A 24,975-nucleotide genomic window follows, 5' to 3' on the forward strand; every position below is an offset into this window, starting at 1 on the left:
TGAGGTCGCCAGACCAAATGCCAATGTCATTGTGACACGTGGCTCGTATCAGACGCTGACGCGACGGCCTTCCTTGTCGGCATTCTTGCGGTCGGCGCCGTGTTTTTCGATGATGGTGCGGGCATCCTCGACCGATATCCGGTGTTTCTTGGCAAAGGAAATGGGCTCGTAAGGCTGTTGCGCGCTCGTATCGTTGGTTTTCTTGTCAGCCATGATGGGTCCGATCTTGCTTGCTCCGGCGCAGCGCCAGAGTGTGGGTTGAAATCTGTGACATTCTGAAGAGGGAGAATGTGGGCGTCTGGACCGAGAGACCGACAGTGGGGCGGTCATGGTCGGTATTTTACCCCGATGGGCTGTATATGGCGATGAATGCCGCGAACTTCAATGCTGAGATTCGCCTATGCGCGCCAATAGACCATTTTGGCATGTCCCGGACACACGGAGATGGCTTATTTTCCTTTGCGCGGGATTTTATTGCCTCGTGGCCCGGTTGTCACCGGCGTCCTCTTGCGGCTTTCCGTCAGCAGGATACGCCAGCGCTCCAGGCGTTCCGGTGCCAGTTCGCCCTTGGCAATGGCCGCCTGCACGGCGCAGCCGGGCTCATGGGCATGGGTGCAGTCGCGAAACCGGCATTGCGGGGCAAGATCGGTAATTTCGCTGAACAAGGTGTCGAGCCCGTCGGTCACGTCGCTGACGTAAAGCGTGCGAATTCCCGGCGTGTCGATGACCCAGCCGCCACCGCTGATGGCATGCAGGGATCGCGCCGTCGTCGTATGACGTCCCTTGGCATCGTGCTCGCGGATACCGCCGGTTTTCTGGGGCTGGCCCGTCTCCAAACCGGCTAAAGTGTTAACCAGGGTCGATTTTCCAACCCCCGACGAGCCGACAAGGGCGACTGTCTCGCCGATGCCGCACCAGGGCGCAAGCGCTGCTGCGGCATCCGGGGCGCGGGCATTGACCGTGACCACGGGCAGGTCGCGTTGCAGGACTGCGGCCTCATCGACGAATTTTTGAGCATCATCAACCGTATCGGCCTTGGTCAGCACCAGCACCGGATTGGCGCCGGACTGGTTGGCCATGACAAGATAGCGTTCCAGCCGGGCCGGATTGAAATCGGCATTGCAGGACGTGACGATAAACAGCGTATCGACATTGGCGGCGGCAAGCTGTTGGCCGTTGCGGCCTTCTGTGCGCCGCTGCAAGACGGTCTTGCGCTCCAGCCTGCGGACGAATTCCCCGGTTGCAGGATTGGCAAGCACCCAGTCTCCTACCGCGAAATCGGCGGTATTGCTGTGGTGAGGCAGTCCGAGATCACCGTGTCCGCCAGCATGGATCGCCTCGACGCGGGCGCGGTGAACGGAGGCAATACGCCAAGGCGTCAGGGCCGTTTCATCTGGGCCGATCTGGTCTGCAAAAAACTCCGACCAGCCGAGCGTTGCCAGCAAAGGGGCGGTCAAAATGCGATACCGCAGCGGGCTGGAGCGATCATCTTGCTTGCTTTCTATCAACGAGTGCCGGGCTATCAACGCTGTCTGACGACTACATAAGGCGATGTCGGACGCGGGGGAAGGGGAAATAAATCCAGGAGAATGCTCACGCGAAAAATCCACGAAACAGGATCGGATTCTACGATAATATCCGATGTTTGAAAGCGCAATTTCCACCTCCTTTACGACAGGTGAGGAAAGCCTGAGCAGACCGGACGACATTGATTGACAGAGGTAGTTTAGCATGTCACGAAATCCTATGATCAGTCGCCCCCTGCGTAACGTTTCGCTCACCCCCGAACTCGAGGGTTTCATTCATGCCAGTCTTGCGTCCGGCGACTATGCCAACGCAAACGACATGGTATGCGCAGCCCTTGACGGGCTGCGCAACGCGGTCTCGCCCATAGGCGTGCAAGATATGGGTATGCAAGACGTGGAATGGCCAAAAGGTGGCGGCAACTGCGGCGATCTGATCCGGGTGCGGGATTGGCGCGATTCAAGCCTTGGGGCGGTTTGTCAATGGTCTGGAGAATTGCGGGGGACGGTCGCCAATGTGGTCAATTCACCGGTTGCGACCGTATTGATGTGGGGAAAAGACCACATCATGATCTATAACGATGCCTATAGTACCATTGCCGCGGATCGGCACCCGATGGCGCTCGGCATGCCTGTTGCCACCGCCTTCCCGGAAGTGTGGGATTGGAACCGTCCTATCCTGGAAGCCGGTTTCAGGGGTGAAACTGTCGTACACCGCGATCAGCCGATTGTGCTGAACCGTCCTAAGGGACCGGAAAAGCTGTTTCTCGATCTTTTCTATACGCCGGTTTACGATGCCGACGCCAAGGTCGGTGGCGTGATGTGTACGATTGTTGATAACAGCGCTCGTCTGTCGGTGGAGAGGCGGCTGGCTGAGCGGGAGGCGGAGTTGAGGCGGGTCACCGATGCGGTGCCCATGCTGATTTCCTATGTTGACCGGGATCACATCTATCGTTTCGTCAATGCCACCTATCAAGACTGGTTCGGTATTGCGCCTGAGCGAGTGGTTGGGCGGCATGTGCGCGAACTGCTTGGCGATTTGTCCTATACCAACCGCCGGTCTTCCATTGAGCGTGGCCTTGCGGGTGAAAGCTTCACCTCGCAAGCCACCATCATCCGCAACGGGGCAGAGCATCGGCTGGAAATCCGCTACATCCCGCATGTCGAGGCGGATGGTTCTATCCCGGGGGTTCACATCCTGTGCATCGATATGCAGGACCATGCGCGGCGCGAAGCGGCCCTGATCATCAGCAATCGCCGGTTCCGCACCGCCATGGACGCCGTTCACGGAGTGTTGTGGACCAATGGCCGCGATGGCCGGATGGAGGGAGAGCAGGCCGGCTGGTCGTCGCTGACCGGCCAGTCCATGGATGAATACCAGGGCTATGGCTGGTCCGATGCTGTCCACCCGGACGATGTTACCGCCACCATTGGTGCCTGGCGGGCCGCAGTCGACAGTAAAACCATGTTTATCCATGAGCATCGTGTCCGGCGGGCCGATGGCGTCTGGCGCCAGTTTGCCATCCGGGCGCTGCCGCTTCTGGACAATGCAGGTGAAATCATCGAATGGGTCGGCGTTCACACCGATATCACCCACCAGCGGGCCGCTGAAGCGACCTTGCGTCAGCAGGCAGAGACATTGGCGCGGCAGGTACGCTACCGCGAGCTGGCGGAAGAGCAATTGCGCCACCTGAATGAGACGCTGGAAGCCCGTGTTGTCGCGGAAATTGCTGAACGGCGCCAGGCCGAGGCCAAGCTGGCGCAGGCGCAGAAAATGGAAACGGTCGGCAAATTGACCGGCGGCGTCGCCCATGATTTCAACAACCTGTTGCAGGTGATTTCCGGTAACCTTCAACTGCTGTCAAAAGATGTGGCAGGCAATGACCGTGCTGAAGTCAGGGTTGCCAATGCCATGGCGGGTGTGTCGCGCGGCTCCAAACTTGCCAGCCAATTGCTGGCCTTTGGCAGGCGTCAGGCGCTGGAGCCGAAGGTGGTCAATATCAGCCGCTTCATCCAGGCGATGGATGACATGCTGCGGCGGGCCGTCGGTGAGGCGATCAAGCTCGAAACGGTGTTTCCAGGAGAGCTGTGGAATACATTCATCGATCCGTCACAGATTGAAAACGCCCTTCTCAATCTGGCCATCAATGCCCGCGATGCCATGGACAGGGTCGGCATGCTGACCATTGAGCTTGCAAATGCCCATCTGGATGATGATTACGCAAGGGACCATGATGAGGTCACCGCCGGTCAATATGTCATGCTGGCCGTCAGCGATACCGGGTGTGGGATCGCGCCCGAGATCATCGACAAGGTGTTCGAGCCGTTTTTCTCGACCAAGGCGGAAGGCAAGGGCTCTGGCCTTGGCTTGTCCATGGTCTATGGCTTTGTCAAACAGTCGGGCGGCCATGTGAAAATCTATTCGGAAATTGGCCAGGGAACGACGATCCGGCTTTATCTGCCACGCGCCATGCAGGCTGAAGACGTGGAAATCGCCGTTGATACCGGGCCGATTACCGGCGGCAGCGAGACGGTGCTGGTGGTGGAGGACGACGAGGCTGTTCGAGAAACGGTCGTGGCGCTTCTGGCCGATCTCGGTTATCGTGTGTTGAAGGCTGTCGATGCCTCCAGCGCCTTGAGCGTGATTGAAAGCGGCATCCCCATCGATATCCTGTTTACCGATGTCATCATGCCGGGTACCCTGAAAAGTCCGGAACTGGCCCGCAAGGCGCGCGAGCGGCTGCCCAATATCGCCGTGCTGTTCACATCAGGCTATACCGAGAATTCCATCGTGCATGGCGGCAAGCTGGATGCGGGCGTTGATCTGTTGTCCAAGCCCTATACGAAAGAGGCGCTGGCGCGAAAATTCCGGCACGTTCTGGCCAATCAACGTCAACGGTTGACGGGCAGGGTAGCTGATCCGAAACCGGCTGTGGCAGTGGCCCAACCAGATATAGCCGGGCCGCTGACGGTTCTTCTGGTCGAGGATGACGCGCTGATCAGGATGGATACGGCGGAAATTCTTCAGGATGCCGGTTTCGTGGTGATCGATGTCGGCAGCGCAGAACAGGCGATGGCCGCGCTCGAAACCCTGGCAATCGACGTGCTGGTGACGGATGTCAACCTTCCGGGCATGTCGGGTCGGGATCTTGCTGCAAGAACAAGGCAGATCCGGCCGGCGGCAGGCATTGTCTTTGCCACGGGCGATGCGTCTTGCGTGCGCGACGAAGCGGACGCGCGTGTGCTTACCAAGCCCTATGGGGCCGAGCAACTGGTCTCCACGGTTCGTCTGGCCTGCATTGCCGCGCCCGCGCCGAGCGCATAAACATGTGCGCCAAAAACGCCGGGAGATCGTTGTCCTGACACATCTGTGTGGGACACATCCGCGTCCGAAAATAAGGGAGAGAGATTATGAACAAGCGTATCGTCTTTACGGGCGGCACCGGCAAGGCTGGACGCCATGCCGTTGCGCATCTGCAAGCCAAGGGATATTCGATCCTCAACCTTGATCTGAAGCCGCTCGACTGCCCTGGCGTCAATACGCTGATCACCGACATCACCGATAGCGGCCAGGTCTTCAACGCGCTGACGACGCATTTCGGTTTTGATGGATATGATCACGGCGCCCCGCCTTCGGCGCCCGACGCCGTCGTGCATTTCGCTGCCATTCCCCGGGTGATGATCGAGCCTGACAATTCCACCTTTTCGGCCAATGTCGTCGGCACCTATAATGTCATCGAGGCGGCCATGAAGCTTGGCGTGCGCAAGGTGATTATTGCGTCGAGCGAAACCACCTATGGTGTCTGTTTTGCCGAAGGCGACAAGGATTTCCATAGCTTTCCGCTTGAAGAAGACTATGACAGCGACCCAATGGACAGCTACGGTCTGTCCAAGGTGGTCAATGAAAAGACCGCCCGGGCTTTTGCCATGCGTTACAAGGCCGATATCTATGCGCTGCGGATCGGCAATGTGATCGAGCCGCATGACTATGCCAATTTCCCGGGCTATCTCGACAACCCCATGTCGCGCAAGCGCAATGCCTGGAGTTATATCGACGCCCGCGACCTCGGCGAAATCGTCCATTTGTGCATCGAAAAGGACGGCCTCGGCTTTCAGGTGTTCAATGCCGTCAACGACACGATCACCGCCGATCTGCCGACCCGTGAATTTCTCGCCAAATATTGCCCCGACACGCCGGTTCTACGGGAGATGGGTGAGAATGAGGCACCGATTTCCAACCGAAAGGCCCGCGAGATGCTCGGCTTCAAGGAAGAGCATCCCTGGCGCAAATATGTGACGCGATAAGACAATCAGCCGGCCACATCCGCCGCCGGTTTTAGCCGGCGGCGGTGCATCTGGTTCAGGCAAAGCGTTCCGGGCGAAAGCTCGTCAGCATCGGGTGGCGTTCGCCACTGGCGATTTCATAGGCGAGAAGTTCGCCGACAATCAGGCCCAGTGTTGCGCCGCTATGGCTGAAGGCAACAAAATAGCCGGGGATGGCTTTGAGTTCGCCCAGAACCGGTTCACCGTCGCCGGGAATGGGTTTGCGGCCAACGCCATAGCTCGCAAGTTCCAGCTTCGGATTGCCTTCCAGCACTTTGGAGGCTTCCGCCAGCAGGCCATCCAGGGTTTCCTGCTTCACCTGATAGCTGCCATCCGCCGAAGTGCCGACTTCTTCCTCAGACCATGCCGAATCCAATGCAAAGCTGTTGTCTGGGCCGGGGCGGATCGCGATGCGGGGAGTGTTAAGCACGGCTTTCAGGGCCAGATCGACCGGCTTGGTGGTGACCAACAGCGAGATGGGCGTGCCGTCGTCAATTTTCTGGCCTGCATCAGCGGCCATTTTGGGAACGGACGGTCCCGTTGCCACCAGGACCGCATCGGCAGGATAGGTCGCACCGTTGGCTGTGCGAGCCCCAACGGCGCGACCGTTTTCAATCATCACGCTGGCCGCTCCGGCATCGGTCACCAGCGTGCCGCCGCGCTCCCTAAATTCCTCGATGAGAATTTTGATCAGGGCTGGCAAATCCACCCAACCCTCGGCTGCGTTGAAAATAGCCCCCTGTGGCGTGACAGCGCCCGCATCGACGCCTGGCGTCACAGCCTTGACCTCGTCTGCGGCCAGATGAAGGGCATCATAGGCCAGCTTGACCTCATGGTCATAGGCGGCATCAATCTCGTTGGTGGCGTCATCGGCATCCCAGGTCAGTCCACCCTTGAAGGACAGCCAATCAGCCCCCGGGAAGCGCTCCGCCAGTGTGCGGTAACGATCGATGCCTGCCATACGCAGGCGATGGTAAGCATCAGAGCGCATCCGCGATGAGTTAAGCCATGACAAGGACCGCCCGGACGCCCCATTGGCAACAGGTCCGTCATTGATCAGGGTGACATTGATGCCCTTGCGGACAAGCTGCACCGCCGTGGACGTTCCAAAAATGCCGCCGCCGATAATGACAGCGCTTGATATCTTGTTTTTCGACATGTTTTTCTCTCAGTCTTCAATCATGATGATGTGAATTGGTTCAGGGCTGTTCCCAGCCATTGCTCTTGGCGGAGCGGAAAAACGCATCGATGACCTTCATATTGGCCACCGCATCGCCCGGTCCTGATAGCAAAACCTCGCCCGCCAGCACGGCACGGGCAAAGGCATCGCATTGCAGGCCATATTGATTGGCGGCGCTGATCTCGATCACCTCGCACCCGCCGCCTGTCAGGTCGCGGCCATCATCGATGGTGATGGTGGTGGGCGCATCCACTGGGGCGTTGAAGGGTATGGCAATCTCAATGCGGCCTTTGGTGCCCAGCACCGTGACCTTCTGGCACAAGGACAATTGGGTCGCGCAAGTAAACGTCAGGTGACGATTGGTGGAAAATTCCGCGAGACCACTCATCATCCTGTCCGTCTGGAATGTCTCATCCTGATCAAACAGGCCAATCACCCGCTCCGGCTCACCATCAAACACAAAACGGGCGGTGTTGATGGCATAGCAGCCAACATCGTAAAGCCCGCCGCCGCCAATATCTTTCTGGTTGCGCACATTGGCGGGGTCATCGAGATAATAGGAGAAGATGGTCTGCATGGCGCGCACCTCGCCAATCCGCCCGGCTTTCACCAAATCGCGCACCTTCAGCCATTGCGGATGATGGCGCACCATGAAGGCCTCTGCCACCAGCACGCCGGATGTGCGGGAGGCATCAGCAATCTGCTCTGCTTCCTCCGCCGTCAGCGCAATCGGCTTTTCGCACAGCACGGGCTTACCGTGCCGGATGGCTTCCAGCGTCATCGGCATATGCAGGTGGTTGGGCAGAGGATTATAGATGGCATCGATATCGGGATCGCGGAGCAATTCCTCATAGCTGCCATAGGCTTTGGCAATGCCAAGGTCTGCCGCCACACTCTGCGCTTTCGCTAGAGAGCGCGAAGCAATCGCCGCAACAATACCGGTTTCTCCCGCCTGAATAGCAGGAATAACGGCCTTGATGGCGATATTGGCGGCTCCCAGCACGCCCCATCTGAGCTTTTTCATAACTGTTTCTGCCTTCTATTTACCACTTACAAAACCTCCGCCAAAAAGTGCTTCAACCGCGCACTTTGGGGATGGTCAAAAATCGCTTCGGGTGAACCGGCTTCCACCACCTTGCCCTCGTCCATGAAGATCACCTGATCGGCCACCCGGCGGGCAAAGCCCATTTCGTGGGTGACCACCACCATTGTCATGCCCCGTTCGCCCAGATCGGCCATCAGGTTCAGCACGCCCTTGACCAGTTCGGGATCAAGCGCCGAGGTGACTTCGTCAAACAGGATGACTTCCGGCTCCATCGCCAGCGCACGGGCAATGGCCACGCGCTGCTGTTGGCCGCCAGACAAACCACCGGGACGATGATGTTTGCGGCTTTCCAGCCCGACATCACGCAATCTCGCCAGCGCAATCCGCTCGGCCTCCTGCCGCGACATGCCTTTGATCTTGGTCAGCGACAGCATGACATTGTCGAGCGCCGAGTGGTCGGGAAACAGGTTAAAATGCTGAAACACCATGCCGACCTTGCGGCGCAGTTTTTCGGGCTTCATCGCCAGAATACTGCTTCCATCCAGCAGGACATCGCCGCCTTTTGGCTCCACCAACCGGTTGAGGCAGCGCAGCAACGTCGATTTGCCAGAGCCGGACGGGCCAATGATGCAGGTCACGGTGCCGGGTTTGACGGTGAGATCAACGCCCTTCAGCACATCCAGCGTGCCATAGGCCATGGTCAGCCCGCGCACATCCAGACTGCCACCGGTAAAGGTGATTTCCTTTGTCGGCGCGTTTGCACCATCCACAGCCTTTGCCAGCTCGCTCACTTCGGCAAGACCACTGATCGCCTCACTCGTGGGCTTTTTGCCAAGCCGCAGACGAGTATCGATGGTGTTGACCAGATGGGTCAGCGGCACGGTAATCACCAGATAGAACATGCCCGCCAGCAACAGCGGCGAGAGATTGCCTGTGACAACAGCCTGATCCTGCCCAACGCGGAAAATTTCGCGCTCGGATGCCAAGAGGCCGAGAAAATAGACGAGGCTGGAATCCTTCACATTGCCGATGAACTGATTGACCAGCGCTGGCAACACCCGGCGCACGCCTTGCGGCACAATGATCAGCCGCATGCCTTGGCCATAGCTCATGCTCAACGCCCGGCAGGCTTCCAGCTGGCCGCGATCCACACTCTGAATGCCAGAGCGAAAGATTTCGCCGATATAGGCCCCGGCAATCAGGCTGAGCGCCAGAATACCAAGCGGGTAGGGCGATGGTCCCCAGATCTCGCGGGCAATGCGGGCAAAGCCCTGACCGATCAGCAAAATCGTCACAATCGCAGGCAGGCCGCGAAAGATATCGGTATAAAGCCGTGCCGGAATGCGCAGCCAGGGCGAGCGCGAGATACCCATAATGGCGAGGATCATGCCAATCACCACGCCAATCACGGTGGAGGCGAAGGCGAGGATAAGCGTATTCTTCAAGCCGACCGTAATCATGGCAGGCAAGACCTCGGCCATCGCGTCCCAGTCGAGAAAACTGCGACGCAGTGTTTCAAGCCATTCCATTCAAAAACCCTTCCCAGTTATGATCATGTGCCCGAAAGCCACCCGGTTGGCGCTCATGGCCAACCGGGTGAAGCCGCAATCAGGGCTTGGGAAGATATTCGGCAGGCATCGGTGAGCCGGGGAACCATTTTTCGTAGAGCTTCTTCCAGGTGCCATCCTGCATGGCGGCGTGCAGGCCCTTGTTGAAGGCCTCGCGCAGCCCGTCATTGCCCTTGCGGATCACGAAACCGGCAGGCGCATCGAAGCTTGGAATATTGACGGCAATTTTCAGCGCCTTGAAACGATCCGTATAGTCCTTGGCGGCCTCATAATCGAGAAAATGCGCATCGACTGTGCCATTGTTCAGGGCCGAAACGGCGGAGTTGTTGTCGGGGAATTTGACGAGATCGGTGTCCTTGAAGTTCTTGGTCGCGTAGATTTCCTGCAACGTGCCCTGCACCACGCCCAGGCGCTTGCCCTTCAGGCCGGCGGCATCGGTGATTTTCGCATCCGGCGTCAGCACTGAGAGATAACCGGCTAGATAGCCATCGGAGAAATCAACGGTTTTCTTTCGTGCGTCTGTCGTGCCAATGGCCGCCACAGCCACATCAAACCGGCCATTGGCAACAGACGGCATCAGGGCCGAAAATTCCTGACCGGTAAAGACAACCTGATCTTTCTTGAAGCCCATGCGCTCGGCAACATTGAGAAAGAGTTCAATGTCAAAGCCGGTAAACTGGCCATCGGAGGTGATGAATGTATAGGGCTTGGAATCGCCCATGGTGCCGACACTGATGACCTTCGGGTCTATCAACCCGTAGGGATTGTCGGCTGCAACGGCCTGCTGCGCCATCAATCCGGCACAGGCAAGAGCCGCCGCGATGACCGCGCCGCGCGCCTTCTGTGAAATTGCTCTGGTTATACTCATTGTCGTTGTTCTCCGCTCTGGTGATTGTTTTTCTTTCCCGTGCTGGCCTTGTGATGACGCGCGCGGTTTCCCATCCGAATGAATGGCGGCAACCATTCATTCGGCAAATGCTTGTCGCATGCCGTTTTCTTGTTATTGGATATGAGACCGGTCTCTACATTAAAGAGACCGGTCTCTTTCGGTTTGACAATTGTTATATTCGCATTGACCGTCCGTCAATATCCCTTATAGAGCTAATGTCATGGAACAACCCGCGAACAGGAAATCATCCGCCACCGTTGCCGATGTGGCCAGAGCCGCAGGCGTTTCCAAGGCCACGGCCGCGCGCGTGCTGGGCGGCTATGGCACCGTCAGCGATAAGGTGCGGACGCTGGTTCTGGAGGCTGCGGCCACATTGGACTACCGGCCCAATGAACTGGCCCGCAGCATGACAACGGGCCGATCCGGCACCATTGGTGTTGTGGTGGGGGATATTGAAAATCCGTTTTTCAGCTCAGCCGTACGCGGCATTGCCGATGTCGCCCGCATGGCAGGCTATACTGTCATCCTCACCAATTCCGGCGAAGACGTTGCGGCGGAGAAGGCGGCGGTCAGGGCGTTGCTGGCAAAACGGGTCGATGGGCTGATTATCTCTGCTGCAAGCACACTGGACTTCGAGCACCTGCAGGAGATCCGGCAATCGGGATGTCCCCTCGTGCTGCTTGACCGCGCCCTTCCGGCCCTGGGTGTCGACACGGTGACGACGGATGACCGCGAGGCGGCCCAACAGGCCACGGAAATCCTCATTCGCAATGGTCATCGTGATATCGCCTATATCACCGCCTGCGATACGGCTGATCATCGGATGAAAAGTCTCGACGATCTTCATACCGCATCGGTCCGGCATCGTGTTGAAGGTTTTATCGCTGTGTGCAGTGCCGCAGGCCTACCTGCGCCGTTTGAGGCCGTGCGTCTCGGGGCAAATGGCCGGGAAAAATGCGGGGCGCTGGCGCTTGATCTGCTGCAATCGGCGCACCGGCCAAGTGCCATCATCGCCTCGGATAGCCTTATTGCTCTGGAGGTCTTCAAAGTCGCCCGGCATCTCGGCCTGTCGATCCCGCAGGATCTTTCGCTGATCGCCTTTCATGATGCCGACTGGACGGCTGTGACCTCTCCCCCGATCACCGTTATCCGCCAGCCGGTCTATCATATGGGAAAAACCGTGGCGGCCCATTTGATGGAAAGAATAAAAGGCGCCAGCCACCCGGCTCGGCATGTCATCCTGACGACGGAGCTTATCGAGCGCAGTTCCATTGCATCAAGGCTGGCTTGATTGTTTGACTTATATTTCTGAGATTCGCTCCTTTTGGATTTTCTTCGCCAATTTTCTGAAAAATCAGGGCGAAATGCATTTTATTCTCAGTTTTTTCTGCCTTTGAAAATTTCGGAATCCATGTATTTCCCGATCAACGCGTGAAAATAATGGAGTACACTATTTCAATAAAATCGATGTCTCAATTTTATACATAAATCATTAAGTATAGGCGCAACTGCGCAGGAACCAGATCGGTCATGGTGAATTATCGCGCCAGAAACGAAACAAAACTGGATTTCTGCGATGAAAAACCTGCCAATCATTGGTAAATTCTTAACTATAATGGCGCTGTTCGGTGTGTTTGCACTGGGCGTTGCGGGCTATGCTGGAACGCGCATTATGGATATCGACACATCCTATAGCGACCTCATCTCTCAGGATACTGCCGCTGCAACAGCGATATCGCGCGCCAACCGGGCCTTGCAGGGTGCACGCTCGGCAATCGCGGAACTGACGATCGCTCGCTCCGACAAAGAGAAAGCCGCGTCTCAGCAGGACCTTCAGTCGTCGCGGGCCGCTTTCGTAAAATTCATCGACATTGCCATTGCCGCGGTTCCCCAGCGCCGTGATGTTGCCGATGCCAAGACGGAAAGTCTGCGCATCATCGACAATACCTGTGCCAATACCATTGCTCTTGGCAATGCCAGTAATTCGCCAGAGGGCGTGGCGCTCGCGCAGGCCGCCTTTATCAATGAATGTCAGTCGGCGTTTCGCGTTATTACGCCAAAAAACGTGCAATTGGTGGATGATTTGAACAATTCCACCGATCAGAAAAGCGATGCATTATCCGTGAGCTCAAGCCATGCCGCTATGGTCACGGTGGTCAGCATCGTAGCCGGTCTGGCAATCGTCCTGACCATCGGCTTCTTTGCAATTCGCTCCTGGCTTGTCCTGCCGATCCGCAAGGTCGCGGCGACGATGGAAACTCTGGCCGGTGGCGATCTCTCTGTGGATGTTGCGGGAACCGAACGTCGTGACGAAGTCGGCGGAATGGCCAAGGCCGTGCAAGTGTTCAAGGACAACGGCCTGCGTGCCCGGGAACTGGAACGGGAAGCAGAAAGCGTGCGCAATTCCAGCGAGGCGGAACGGGCTCGTGTTGCAGAAATGGACCGCAAGCGCGCGGAAGAAATGGCAGAGGCGACGTCTGGTCTCGCCGATGGCTTGAAGCGTCTGTCGAATGGCGATCTCGGCTTCCGTTTGAGCCAGCCGTTCGCCACCGAGTTCGAAGCGCTTCGCAATGACTTCAATGCCGCCGTTGCGCAATTGTCCGATACGCTGGGCGCTGTCGCCAATGCGACCAGCTCTATCGACAGTGGTTCGCGGGAAATCAGCCAGGCTGCCGAAGATCTGTCGAAGCGCACCGAACAGCAGGCCGCATCGCTGGAGGAAACCGCCGCCGCCCTCGACCAGATCACCACCAATGTCGCCAACTCGTCCAAGCGCGCCGAAGAAGCCCGGCATGTAGCGATCGAGGCCAACCAGTCGGCCCGCGAATCCGGCATTGTCGTCTCCAATGCAGTAGACGCCATGCAGCGGATCGAGCAATCATCCAACCAGATCTCCAATATCATTGGCGTCATCGACGAAATTGCTTTCCAAACCAACCTTCTCGCTTTGAATGCTGGCGTGGAAGCGGCGCGTGCCGGCGAAGCGGGCAAAGGCTTTGCGGTCGTTGCCCAGGAAGTGCGTGAATTGGCGCAGCGCTCTGCCGGTGCTGCCAAGGAAATCAAGGAGTTGATCCGCAATTCCGCTGGCGAAGTCAGCAATGGTGTGACACTGGTGCGGGCGACCGGCGATGCCTTGAAGGCCATCGAGGCGCATGTTGTCACCATCAACAGTCAGCTTGATGCCATTGCCCTGTCGTCACGCGAACAATCGGTCGGTCTTGCCGAAGTCAACACCGCGGTCAACCAGATGGATCAGGTGACCCAGCAAAATGCCGCCATGGTTGAACAATCGACGGCTGCCAGCTCTTCGCTGGCATCGGAAGCGGGCCGGTTGCGCCAATTGATTTCGCAGTTCCATCTCGAGGGCACCCAGACCATGCCAGCCTCTTCGGCTGCTGGCTGGACATCCAAAAAGCCAGCTGCTGCGCATGAGCAGTACCGCCCGGTTGCGTCTCCGGCCCGGCGAATGGTGGGGCAGGTGGCCCGCGCCATGGGTCTCCAGACAGCAGCCAAGGCCGATAGCTGGGAGGAATTTTGATGCTGATGGCCTCGACCAATCAGGCGGATGCACTGGAAATCCTGGCCTTCAGGCTGCATGGACAGGAATTCTGCGTCAAGACCACGTCCATCCGCGAAATTCGCGGCTGGGCACCGGCCACATCCTTGCCGCATGCCCCTGCGGAGGTCATCGGGGTGATCAACCTGCGCGGCACGGTTATTCCCATCGTCGATCTCGCGGTTAAATTGGGAATGCAGGGCATGGTGGCCAATGAGCGCAGCGCCATCATCGTTGCGGAAGTGGACAGCGCGGTCGTCGGCCTGCTTGTCGATGCGGTGTCCGACATATTGACGGTTCCCGCTGACAGCCTGCAACCCGTGCCGCAAGCCACCAGCACCGGCACGGATTTTTCCGATGGCATCATTGTCCAGGGCGCGAGCATGATCTGTTTTCTCAATCTCGAACGGATGTTTGCCCACAGCAATTGCAGCGATTGGGGGATTGCGGCCTGATCGCCCGAAATTTGCAGCAGGTTCAAAGCCCGGAAGTTTCTTCCGGGCTTTGGCGTTTTCACCCCGTTGCCGCCTTAGCAACATTTGAAATGCGGTTCTCGATAACCCGGTCTTTTCAAAGATGTGATTGGCTTGTCTTTATCCCGTAAGACAGTTTGATGAGCGAGTGCTATGAAGCCGGGCCTGTTCTTCTGTGGGGAAGGCAGGATTGCTCCCGGATGGGCTATCCCCTTCGGACCATCCCTGACGGGCCATGAACAATGCGTGAGCGAAGCTTATGAAGAGAATGACGAAGATCGTCCTGGTCGGCCTTGTGGTTGTGGGTGCGGGCCTCGCTTATGCCGCCCGCCAGCCGCAGGTTGCCGCGCTCACCGCGGGCTGGTTGGGGAAACCGCAAGGCGACCGGCAGCGGGGCCGGGATATGGCCATTCCAGTCGTGGCAGCTCCGGTGATCCAGGCCGACGTCCCCGTCTATGTGACCGGCGTCGGCAGCGTCAAGCCGTTGAACACTGTTGTTATCCAGCCGCAGGTGAGCGGGCGGATCACCAAGATCGGCTTTCAGGAGGGGCAGGACCTGAAGAAAGGCGACCTGATCGCCACGCTGGACGACGCGCTTTACAAGGCGCAGCTGGATGAAGCGATTGGCAAGAAGGCCCAGGACTCGGCCCAACTGACCTATGCCATTCTGGAAATGGAGCGTTTGCAGCGCCTGATCGGCAATTCCGCCACCACCCAGCAGCAACTTGATAACCAGGTGGCGCTGGTGGCACAATACAAGGCGCAGGTGCAGTCCGATCAGGCCGCCATCGAGGCGGCCCAGGCCCAACTGGATTATACTGTGATCAAGGCGCCGATGGTCGGGCGCACGGGCATTCGCAATGTCGATGTCGGCAATATCGTCTCGACCGGTGATACCACCGGCATCGTCACCCTGTCGCAGATCAAGCCAATCACCATCCTGTTTTCCATTCCGCAGCAGGATCTGGCCCGTGTCAATGTCGCCAATGCCAAGGGCGCTCTTTCGGTCGATGCCCTCGGAGACGACGGCAAGACGGTCGTTGCCAACGGTACGCTGACGGTCGTCGACAACCAGGTTGATACCACCACCGGCACCGTCCGCTTGCGGGCTGAATTTCCCAACGAAGATCTGCGGCTGTGGCCCGGCGCTTTCGTCAATGCCCGGCTTCTGGTCGAGACAAAGAAAGATGTGCTGACGGTTCCATCTTCAGCCATCCAGCGCGGTCCTGCGGGAACCTACGCCTATATTGTTCAGTCGGACCAGACGGTGAAAATCCAGGCGGTGACGGTCGAGATGCAGGACGACCAGACGGCGGTGATCGCCAAAGGGGTGAGTGCTGGCGAGGCCGTCGTGACGACAGGGTTCGCTCGGCTACAGGATGGCGCGCTGGTGCGGGTTTCGACGCCGCAGGAGGCCGATCCTGCCAACATGGCCGTGCCGCTAGATGACAACAAGCTGCGTCAACGCCATGGCGGTAACCGTAACAATGGCCAGGCTCGGCCAAACGCCCACGACCCAGCCTCGCGGAAAGAGGGCGCTGAAAAGCCTCCGGCTGGGCCGGACGGCAAACCAGCGGCAGCCGCAGGAGACCAAAACGGCACCGGCGCACCCGCAACCCCACCGGCTGACGCAGCGAAATGAGTATTTCGACGCCCTTCATCGCACGGCCCGTCGCCACCTCGCTGCTGGGGATCGCCATCCTGCTGGGGGGATTGCTGGGGTATGCGTCGCTGCCCGTAGCCCCATTGCCGCAGGTAGATTTTCCGACGATCCGCGTCACCACCCAATTGCCGGGTGCCGACCCCGAGACCATGGCAGCCCTGGTGACGGCGCCTTTGGAACGTCCGCTTGGGCAGATTCCGGCACTGGCCTCGATGACCTCTTCTAGCGCCTTCGGCATCAGCCAGGTGACGCTGCAATTCAACCTGGACCGCGATATCGATGGTGCTGCGCAGGATGTGCAGGCGGCGATCAATTCGGCCAGCGGCAGCCTGCCGAAAACCCTGCCCTATCCGCCGACCTATGCGAAAGTAAACCCGGCGGATACGCCAACCATCACGCTGGCGCTGCATTCCGAGACCTATCCCATTCGCGATCTGAGCGATTTTGCCGATACGATCATGGCGCAGCGGCTAAGCGAAGTTTCTGGCGTTGGCGATGTGCGCGTCCAAGGTGGCGTGCGGCCAGCCATCCGCATCCAGGCGGATCTGACCCGGCTTGCCTCCTATGGACTTTCGCTGGAGGATCTGCGCACCGCGATTACCAATGCCAATGTTTCCGGTGCCAAGGGGGCGGTGGACGGCACCTCCCAGTCCTTCACGCTCTCGGCCAATGACCAGATCCAGGACCCGGAGATCTACCGCGACACCATCGTCACCTATAGCAACAGCGCGCCTGTGCGATTGCGCGATGTCGCCGATGTGGTTGAAGGGCTGGAAAACAGCCGCGTCGGTGCCTGGTATCAGGGCCATCCGGCGGTCATTGTCGATATCATGCGCCAGCCCGGCGCCAATGTTATCCAGACTGTCGAGGATGTCCGAAAACAGCTGCCCCGCCTGAAACAGGCGCTTCCCGCCGGGGTCTCGCTCGATATCGTCAACGACAGGACGGACACCATCCGCGCCTCCATTCACGATGTGCAATGGACGCTGGCGCTCAGCGTCGGGCTGGTTATTCTGGTGGTGTTTCTGTTTCTGCGCACGCTGACGGCGACGATTATTGCCGCTGTCGCCCTGCCGCTGTCGCTGATCGCCACCTTCGGCATTATGTATTTTGCCGGTTTCAGCCTCGACAACCTGTCACTGATGGCGCTGACCATCGGCACCGGCTTCGTGGTGGACGATGCCATCGTGATGATCGAAAATATCGCCCGTCATATCGAGGAGGGCGAACATCCGATGCAGGCCGCCCTGAAGGGGGCGGGCGAAATCGGCTTCACGATCATTTCGCTGACGGCCTCGCTGATCGCGGTCTTCATCCCGCTGCTGTTCATGACCGGCATTGTCGGGCGGATGTTCCGCGAATTTGCCCTGACGCTGACCATCGCCGTCGTGGTGTCGGCGGTGATTTCGCTGACGCTGACACCGATGATGTGCGCGCGCATTCTGCGGGCTCCCAAGGAGCGCAATTCCGGCGTGCTTGGCATGGTGGACCGGGGCATGGACTGGATGAACGAGGGCTACCGCCGCAGCGTCGTCTGGGCTGTCAATCGCGGTTGGCTGATGCTGGCGCTGACGGGGGTCACGCTTGTGGTAACCGGCCTGCTTTACGTCACCATTCCCAAGGGCTTCCTCCCGGTGCAGGATACCGGTCTGATTTCCGCCGTCGTGGAAACCGAGCCGACCAGCTCCTTCGATGCGATGAAACAGACCCAGGCCCTTGTCGGCAATCGGCTCCGTGCCGATCCAGCGGTGCAAAGTGTCATTGCGGTGATTGGCACTAGCGCCTCCAACCTGACGCTAAACACGGCAAGCTATAGTATCGTGTTGAAGCCGCTCGACCAGCGGGATATCTCGGCGACGGATTTGATCGACCGGCTGCGGGCCTCCGTTGCCGATATTCCCGGCATCCATCCGACATTCCAGAGCATTCGTGATATTTCCATCAGCACGCGGGCCAGCCGAGCACCCTATCAATATACGCTGACGGGCAACAATACCGCGACCGTCGCCGATTGGGCCGACCGGCTGGCCCGGCGGCTACAGCAGAACCCCTTGCTGATCGATGTGACATCCGAAGTGGAAATGGGCGGCGGGCGGCTGGCGATTACCGTTAATCGTGAGACCGCAGCCCGCCTTGGCGTTTCCATGCAGGCGATCAACGATACGCTCTACGATGCCTTTGGCCAGCGCCAGATCAGCACCATCTACGGGCAGGCGAACCAGTACCGGGTCATTCTGGAAGCTGCCCAGCGGTTTCAAGGCGATCCGAAATCTCTGGAACAGCTTTATGTCAAAGGCACGAGCGGTGCCATCGTGCGGCTGAACGCGGTTGCGTCGGTCAAGTTTACCACGGCGCCGCTGGTGATCAGCCGGGACGATCAATTCCCCGCCGTCACCATCAGCTTCGATCTGGCCAGAAACGCATCGCTGAGCGAGGCGATTGCCGCCATCAAGACCGCTGAACGAGAAATCAGTATGCCCGCTTCGATCCAGCGCCATTATAGCGGCGATACCGAGGAATTCGACCGCTCGCTGGCGGGAGAGCCCTGGCTGATCCTGGCGGCGATCATCACCATCTATATCGTGCTCGGTCTGCTGTATGAAAGCACCATCCACCCGATCACCATTCTGTCCACGCTGCCTTCGGCGGGTGTCGGGGCGCTGGTGGCGCTGATGTTGTTTGGCCAGGATCTGTCGATTATCGCCTTGATCGGCATCGTTCTTTTGATGGGAATCGTCAAGAAAAACGCAATCATGATGATTGATTTCGCGCTGGACGCGGAGCGCAACGAGGGGCTTAGCGCCCGCGATGCCATCATCAAGGCCGCCGTCATGCGCTTTCGGCCCATCATGATGACCACGCTGGCGGCCCTGTTCGGGGCGCTGCCGCTGGCGCTTGCCCAGGGAACCGGCGCGGAACTGCGCATCCCGCTCGGCATCTCGATCATCGGCGGACTGCTGCTCAGCCAATTGCTGACGCTCTATACCACGCCGGTCATCTATCTGGCGCTGGATGGAGTGCGCGCCAGGATGCAGGGAAAGCGTGCCGCGTCCGATATCGGAGGCCCGGCATGAATATCTCAAGCTTGTTTATCAGCCGTCCGGTCGGCACTACCTTGCTGGCCATCGGCCTGATGATGCTTGGGCTGGTCGCCTACCGGTTCCTGCCGGTCGCAAGCCTGCCTGCCGTCGATCTTCCGACTATCCGGGTCACGGCCAGCCGTCCCGGCGCCGACCCGGAAAGTATGGCGTCCAGCGTTGCCGCGCCACTGGAGCGCCATCTCGGCGCGATTGCCGGTGTCACCGAAATGACCTCGACCAGCGGGCTTGGCACGACCAATATTTTTCTTCAGTTCGACCTTTCGCGCAATGTCGATAGTGCCGCCCAGGATGTCCAGGCGGCAATCAATGCCGCAGTCGGCGATCTGCCGAGTGACCTGCCGTCGCTTCCGTCCATGCGCAAGGCCAATCCTGCCGCATCGCCAATCCTGACGCTGGCACTGACCTCCGATACCATTCCCGCCAGTGCCATATACGATGCCGCCGATAGCGTCGTCGTGCAGCGGATTTCGCAGGTGGAAGGGGTTGGCGATGTCTCGGTCAGCGGTGCCGACCAGCCCGCCGTTCGCGTCCGGCTCAACCCGGACCGGCTGGCGGCCATCGGGCTTTCGGCAGATGACGTGCGCACCGCCATCGTCAATGGCAATGCGCTTGCGCCGATTGGTGCCATCGATGGAAGCCAGGCTTTTTACGCGCTGTCGATCAATGCGCAATTGATTACGCCTGAAGATTACGGCCAGCTTGTCATTCATGCCTCCGACGGCATCGCCGTCCGGCTGGCCGATATCGCCACCGTGGAGCCCGGCGTGCGCAACCGCCGTTCGGATGCCTGGTTCAATGGCAAGCCCGCCGTTCTTCTCAACATTACCAAGGCGGCGGATGCCAATGTGATGTCGACGGTCGATGCGGTGAAAGCGCTCATTCCCGAAGTCAAGCAACTCATTCCCGCCGGTATCGAAATCGATATCCTCAATGACCGCACCAAGACCATTCATGCCAGCGTTGAGGACATGCAGTTTACCCTTCTGGCGACGGTAGCGCTGGTCATGGCCGTGGTTTTCGTGTTTCTGCGCCGCTTGGTGCCGACGCTGGCCGCGGGTTTAACGGTGCCGCTGTCGTTTGCAGGCGCGTTTGCCGCCATGTGGCTGACGGGACTGTCCATCGACAATCTGTCACTGATGGCGTTGGCGGTGGCCAGCGGTTTCGTGGTGGACGACGCGATTGTGATGATCGAGACGATTTACGCCAATATTGAAAAAGGCATGAAGCCGCTTGAGGCTGCCCACGCGGGTGCCCGGCAGATCGGCTTTACGGTGATCGCCATCAGCATTTCCCTGATGGCCGCCTTCATTCCCTTGTTTTTCATGGGCGGTATTGTCGGTAAATTCTTCCTGACCTTCTCCCTGACGCTTGCCTTCACCATCGCCGTATCGACTGTGGTCTCCCTGACTCTAACGCCGATGATCTGCGGTCACCGAATTAAGGTGCGGGATCTCGACGCTCGGCAGGGCCGCTTTGATCGCGCCATAGAAAGCAGCCTGGAGCGGACGGTTGCCTTTTATGACCGCACGCTGAAGGGCGTCCTGCATCACCGTGTCCTTGCGGTGGTCATCACCATTGCCTGCATCGTGCTGACCGGTTTTCTTTATGCCAAGGTGCCAAAGGGCTTCATGCCGCGCGACGATACCGGCTTCGTGATGGGCAATAGCCAGGCCGCTAGCGACATATCCTATCCGGCCATGCTGGCGCTGCAAAAACGCGCCTTGGCTATCGTCGAGCGCGATCCGGCTGTGCAGAGCATCGGCGCCTCCGTCGGCGGTGGATTTCTGGGAACAGCCAATCGCGGTCAGATGTTGATCGCGTTGAAAGCGCCTGATGAAAGAGAGGCGACGGATGTGGTGATAGAGAGGCTGCGCCGTGCGGTTGCCGGCATTCCCGGCCTCGATACCTCGTTCTTTTCACCAAGCGATATCCGGGTCGGCGCACGGACATCGGATTCGGAATTTCAGTTCACGCTTTGGGATGCCGATTACGATGAACTGGTCGCCTGGGCGCCGCGCATTCTCGCCAGGCTGCGGCAGGAGCCCTTGCTGACCGACGTCAACAGTGACCGCCAGCCGAGCGGTCTCCAGGCCAATGTTGTTGTTGACCGGACGGCCGCGTCTCGTCTCGGCGTTAAGATGACGGGGGTCGATGCGGCGCTCAACAATGCCTTTGCCCAGCGACAGGTGACCATCGTCTATGGGGACCGTAACCAATACCGGGTTATCCTTGAAACCTATCTGGATTTCGCCAAGGACCCGGAACATGTGTTGAAGATCTATGTGCCTGGAAATAGCGGTACGCAGGTGCCGCTCAGCGCTTTTGCCAGGATCGAGCGGACATTGGCACCCATCGGGGTCAATCATCAGGGACAATTTCCGGCGGTAACGATTTCCTACAATATCGGGCCGGATACCACGCTGTCCGAGGCCAATGATGCGGTCAAGGCCGCCGTGGCCGGCATGCATCTGCCCGATACCCTGCATGCCGAATTTGCCGGTGACGCCGCCAATGCGTCGAGTTCGTCGGGCGGCCAGCCGCTGCTCATTCTCGCGGCTCTTCTGGCCGTCTATATCGTGCTCGGCATTCTCTATGAGAGTCTTATTCATCCCCTGACGATCATTTCCACGCTGCCTTCTGCCGGGTTGGGCGCGTTGTTGGCGCTATGGATCAGCGGCACGGAACTGACCATCGTTGCCTTTATCGGCATCATTCTGTTGATCGGTATCGTCAAGAAAAACGGCATTATGCTGGTGGATTTCGCGCTCGAAGCCGAACGCCAGCACGGGATGTCGCCCCAGGATGCCATTCACGAAGCATGCCTGCGGCGGTTTCGGCCGATTATGATGACGACCCTTGCCGCCTTCATGGGCGCGTTGCCGCTGGTGCTGGCGACCGGTCCCGGCGCCGATCTTCACCGTCCACTCGGCGTGACGATCATCGGCGGCCTTATCGTGTCGCAGGCTCTGACCCTTTACACCACGCCGATCATCTACCTGATCTTTGCCCGGCTGTCGGCGCGCTGGGGCGCGCGCACCACGTCAGGCGCCAATGTGGAACATCGTCCGGCTGTTTAGGTCTGTTCTGCGAAGAGTGATCCTGACAGGATGATTGCGGCTTTGCCGTGTATACATTACATTAGAAAAATTGCGCCTGCTGCTTACCGCTGGATAATGCTGGGACAATGCTGAGACAGGGCAGGTAATGCGGTTGGGGAGGGACTTTATCGGCATGCAGAAGGACACTAAGGCCTCGGCAAAGCAGGGGGATGCCGCCACCCATGGCCGCCGCGCGGTGATTGAATTGCGCGAGAAAATCATCAGTGGACATCTCTCTGGCGGGACGCGGTTGTTTGAGGTGTCGCTGGCGGCGGAACTCGACATTTCCCGCACGCCGGTGCGCGAAGCTCTGTCACGGCTGGCGGAGGAAGGTCTGCTCGACCGCTTGCCGAATGGTGGGTTCACAGTGCGTCGGTTTGGCTATGACGATGTGATCGATGCGATTGAATTGCGTGGTGTTCTTGAGGGAACAGCGGCAAGGCTGGCCGCAGAGCGTGGGGCCGATGCGGAGGCGCTCTCTGAGATATGGGAGACAATATACAAGCTGGATCAATGCTTTGGACCCTATGTCGATGACGTGGAATTCGATGCCTATGCCGATCTCAATGAAGTATTCCATCGCCAGCTGGCAGCTCTTTGTGGAAGCGAAGTGATGCGCCGTGAGGTGGAGCGGGCAAGTGCTTTGCCTTTTGCCTCGCCCTCCGCTTTCCTGCCCAACAGGTTGGATATTGCGGCGTTTCGCCGATCCCTGCGCTCAGCGCAGGAGCAGCATCGCGCCCTTGTAGAGGCAATTGCTGCGCGCGAAGGTGCGCGCGCTGAAGCTATCGCCCGTGAACATGCCAGAACGGCGCGGCGAAACCTTGACTATATTTTCAAAGAAGACCCGGAGCTGATCACCAAGATTCCCGGCATGGCGCTGATCCATCGTTGAATTTTCTCCATGATTTCTGTGGTCTTGTTCATGGCCACAAAAAAGCTTCAGAAACGGGCTTGCATTCTGCTCACGGGCTGGCATCAATGTATACACACTGAACACCGCCTTGGGAGGAAACGATGGCAGCGAGCAGTCTTCACGATATTTTGCAGGATAATTCCGACATTGTCAGCCGGTTGCGCAATTCGCCGGTCGGCATGTATGTATACCCGGTTGTGACACCTGAATTCAGCAATTGGCGCTCCGAACAAGTGGCTTGGCGCAATTCCGCCGTGCTGTTCGATCAATCCCACCACATGGACGAATTGATCGTCGAGGGACCGGACGCAGAGAAATTTCTGAGCCATCACGGCATCAATTCGTTTGCAAATTTCGATCTCAATCGCGCCAAACACTTCGTTCCGGTCACGCCGAACGGCCATGTGATCGGCGATCACATCATCTTCCGCGAACGGCACGACAAGTTCATCCTGGTGGGCCGCGCCCCGACCTCCAATTGGCTGATGTTCTGTGCCGCCTATGGCAAATGGAACGTCCGCCTCAAGCACGATCCGCGGTCACCGTCCCGTCCGGAAGGCGAGCGCGTGTTGCGCACCCATTATCGCTACCAGATCCAGGGACCGGAAGCCCCGAAGATCTTCGAGAAGATCAATGGCGGGCCGGTCCAGGAGATCAAGTTTTTCCATGTCGATTGGATCAATGTCGGCTCCAAGAAGGTGCAGGCGCTTCGCCATGGCATGTCCGGTGCGCCGGGTCTTGAAATCTGGGGGCCTTACGAGGACAAGAATTACATCCTGTCGTGTATTCTCGACGCGGCAAAGGATGCCAATGTCGATCTGGTGCGCTGCGGCAGCCGCGCCTATTCCACCAACACGCTGGAGAGCGGCTGGATTCCCTCACCGCTTCCCGGCATCTATACCGGCGATGGCATGCTCGCCGAGTATCGTCAATGGCTGGGCGCTGACAGCTATGAGGCCAATGGTCCGATTGGCGGCAGTTTCGTTTCCAGCAATATCGAGGATTATTACGTCAATCCGTTCGAGCTTGGCTATGATTTCTACATCGGCTGGAAGAAGGATGATTTCATCGGCAAGGCAGCGCTTGAAAAATTCAAGGGCCAGACCAATCGCAAGAAAGTCACCTTCGAATGGAATGCCGAGGACGTGGTCGAGGTAATCGCCTCGGCTTTCCGTCCGGGCGAAGACAGCTACAAGTGGATCGATTTCCCCGTGCTGAATTACGCATCGACCAGCGCTGACATGATTGTCAACGACGCGGGTAAGACGGTGGGCCTATCGATGTTTGGCGGTTATTCCTACAATGAGCGCTGCATTCTGTCGCTCGGCATTGTCGATGCCAATGTCAAGGAAGGCGACGTGCTGACGCTGATCTGGGGTGAGCCGGACGGCGGCAGCGGTAAAACCTCCACCGAGCGTCCGCATAAGCAGGCGAAAATCCGCGTGCGGATCTCGCCTACGCCTTACGCGCGTCAGGCCCGCGAGACCTATGCCGAAAGCTGGCGCACGAAGAGGAAATGATCCGCTGGAATTTTGCAGTAGATTGAAAATGTTACGGCGCCGTGTGCTTTATAAAACGCTCGTGCTGTCATAGACCAATCATAGTCGCACCCCGATATCTCTTAGATATCGGGGTGATTTTGT

The 24,975-nt window shown here is 58.6% G+C and carries 16 protein-coding genes; 10 read left to right on the forward strand and 6 right to left on the reverse strand.

Going from position 1 to position 24,975, the window contains the following annotated elements; translation table 11 throughout:
• Positions 1 to 48: 48 nt before the first annotated feature.
• Positions 49 to 213 carry a hypothetical protein gene (locus FS819_RS20835; RefSeq protein ID WP_197434023.1) on the reverse strand — a complete coding sequence of 55 codons (165 nt, stop codon included), beginning with the start codon at positions 211 to 213 and terminating at the stop codon, positions 49 to 51.
• Positions 214 to 449: 236 nt separating this feature from the next.
• Positions 450 to 1,457, reverse strand: a complete 1,008-nt coding sequence (gene rsgA / locus FS819_RS20840; RefSeq protein ID WP_234624454.1) for a ribosome small subunit-dependent GTPase A — start codon at positions 1,455 to 1,457, stop codon at positions 450 to 452.
• 448 nt (positions 1,458 to 1,905) lie between these two features.
• Here rsgA and FS819_RS20845 point away from each other — a divergent pair, with 448 nt between their 5' ends.
• Together FS819_RS20845 and FS819_RS20850 are read left to right on the forward strand one after the other, a co-directional pair.
• On the forward strand, positions 1,906 to 4,848 hold the full coding sequence (locus tag FS819_RS20845; RefSeq protein ID WP_156547575.1) for a PAS domain-containing protein: 2,943 nt from the start codon (positions 1,906 to 1,908) through the stop codon (positions 4,846 to 4,848).
• Positions 4,849 to 4,931: 83 nt separating this feature from the next.
• Entirely contained in the window at positions 4,932 to 5,828 is an 897-nt protein-coding gene (locus tag FS819_RS20850) for an NAD-dependent epimerase/dehydratase family protein (RefSeq protein ID WP_174083534.1), read from the forward strand.
• A gap of 55 nt (positions 5,829 to 5,883) precedes the next feature.
• On the opposite strand, the gene FS819_RS20855 is transcribed toward FS819_RS20850, so the two are convergent.
• The 4 genes from FS819_RS20855 to FS819_RS20870 all read right to left on the reverse strand — a co-directional run bounded on the left by FS819_RS20855 (position 5,884) and on the right by FS819_RS20870 (position 10,432).
• Positions 5,884 to 7,005 (reverse strand): NAD(P)/FAD-dependent oxidoreductase, encoded by a 1,122-nt coding sequence (locus FS819_RS20855; RefSeq protein WP_156547476.1) that lies wholly within the window; start codon positions 7,003 to 7,005, stop codon positions 5,884 to 5,886.
• A gap of 40 nt (positions 7,006 to 7,045) precedes the next feature.
• Entirely contained in the window at positions 7,046 to 8,050 is a 1,005-nt protein-coding gene (locus FS819_RS20860; protein WP_156629718.1) for a Gfo/Idh/MocA family protein, read from the reverse strand.
• A gap of 26 nt (positions 8,051 to 8,076) precedes the next feature.
• Positions 8,077 to 9,600, reverse strand: a complete 1,524-nt coding sequence (locus FS819_RS20865) for an amino acid ABC transporter permease/ATP-binding protein (RefSeq protein WP_060717385.1) — start codon at positions 9,598 to 9,600, stop codon at positions 8,077 to 8,079.
• A gap of 79 nt (positions 9,601 to 9,679) precedes the next feature.
• The gene (locus tag FS819_RS20870) at positions 9,680 to 10,432 is read right to left on the reverse strand and encodes an ABC transporter substrate-binding protein (protein WP_234624484.1); all 753 of its coding nucleotides are present in this window, start codon (positions 10,430 to 10,432) and stop codon (positions 9,680 to 9,682) included.
• A gap of 316 nt (positions 10,433 to 10,748) precedes the next feature.
• Here FS819_RS20870 and FS819_RS20875 point away from each other — a divergent pair, with 316 nt between their 5' ends.
• The 8 genes from FS819_RS20875 (at position 10,749) to ligM (ending at position 24,852) form a co-directional block, all read left to right on the forward strand.
• Positions 10,749 to 11,819, forward strand: a complete 1,071-nt coding sequence (locus FS819_RS20875) for a LacI family DNA-binding transcriptional regulator (protein WP_156547479.1) — start codon at positions 10,749 to 10,751, stop codon at positions 11,817 to 11,819.
• Between the two features lie 285 nt (positions 11,820 to 12,104).
• A complete protein-coding gene (locus tag FS819_RS20880) occupies positions 12,105 to 14,066 on the forward strand; it encodes a methyl-accepting chemotaxis protein (protein WP_156547480.1) in 1,962 nt (653 codons plus the stop codon).
• Complete coding sequence (locus tag FS819_RS20885) at positions 14,066 to 14,539, forward strand: chemotaxis protein CheW (RefSeq protein ID WP_156547481.1); 474 nt, start codon at positions 14,066 to 14,068, stop codon at positions 14,537 to 14,539. Before FS819_RS20880 ends, FS819_RS20885 begins: the two co-directional genes overlap by 1 nt.
• A 286-nt stretch (positions 14,540 to 14,825) precedes the next feature.
• Positions 14,826 to 16,199: an efflux RND transporter periplasmic adaptor subunit gene (locus tag FS819_RS20890; RefSeq protein ID WP_234624452.1), complete on the forward strand. Its 1,374-nt coding sequence runs from the start codon at positions 14,826 to 14,828 to the stop codon at positions 16,197 to 16,199.
• On the forward strand, positions 16,196 to 19,294 hold the full coding sequence (locus FS819_RS20895; protein ID WP_156547483.1) for an efflux RND transporter permease subunit: 3,099 nt from the start codon (positions 16,196 to 16,198) through the stop codon (positions 19,292 to 19,294). Before FS819_RS20890 ends, FS819_RS20895 begins: the two co-directional genes overlap by 4 nt.
• A complete protein-coding gene (locus FS819_RS20900; RefSeq protein ID WP_156547484.1) occupies positions 19,291 to 22,398 on the forward strand; it encodes an efflux RND transporter permease subunit in 3,108 nt (1,035 codons plus the stop codon). Before FS819_RS20895 ends, FS819_RS20900 begins: the two co-directional genes overlap by 4 nt.
• A 154-nt stretch (positions 22,399 to 22,552) precedes the next feature.
• Positions 22,553 to 23,311 carry a GntR family transcriptional regulator gene (locus FS819_RS20905; protein ID WP_156547485.1) on the forward strand — a complete coding sequence of 253 codons (759 nt, stop codon included), beginning with the start codon at positions 22,553 to 22,555 and terminating at the stop codon, positions 23,309 to 23,311.
• 122 nt (positions 23,312 to 23,433) lie between these two features.
• Positions 23,434 to 24,852, forward strand: coding sequence for a vanillate/3-O-methylgallate O-demethylase (gene ligM / locus FS819_RS20910; protein ID WP_156547486.1), 1,419 nt, complete (start codon positions 23,434 to 23,436; stop codon positions 24,850 to 24,852).
• Positions 24,853 to 24,975 lie beyond the last annotated feature (123 nt).

The sequence above is a fragment of the Allorhizobium sp. Av2 genome, from assembly GCF_021462805.2.
Classification (GTDB): Bacteria; Pseudomonadota; Alphaproteobacteria; order Rhizobiales; family Rhizobiaceae; genus Allorhizobium; species Allorhizobium vitis_G.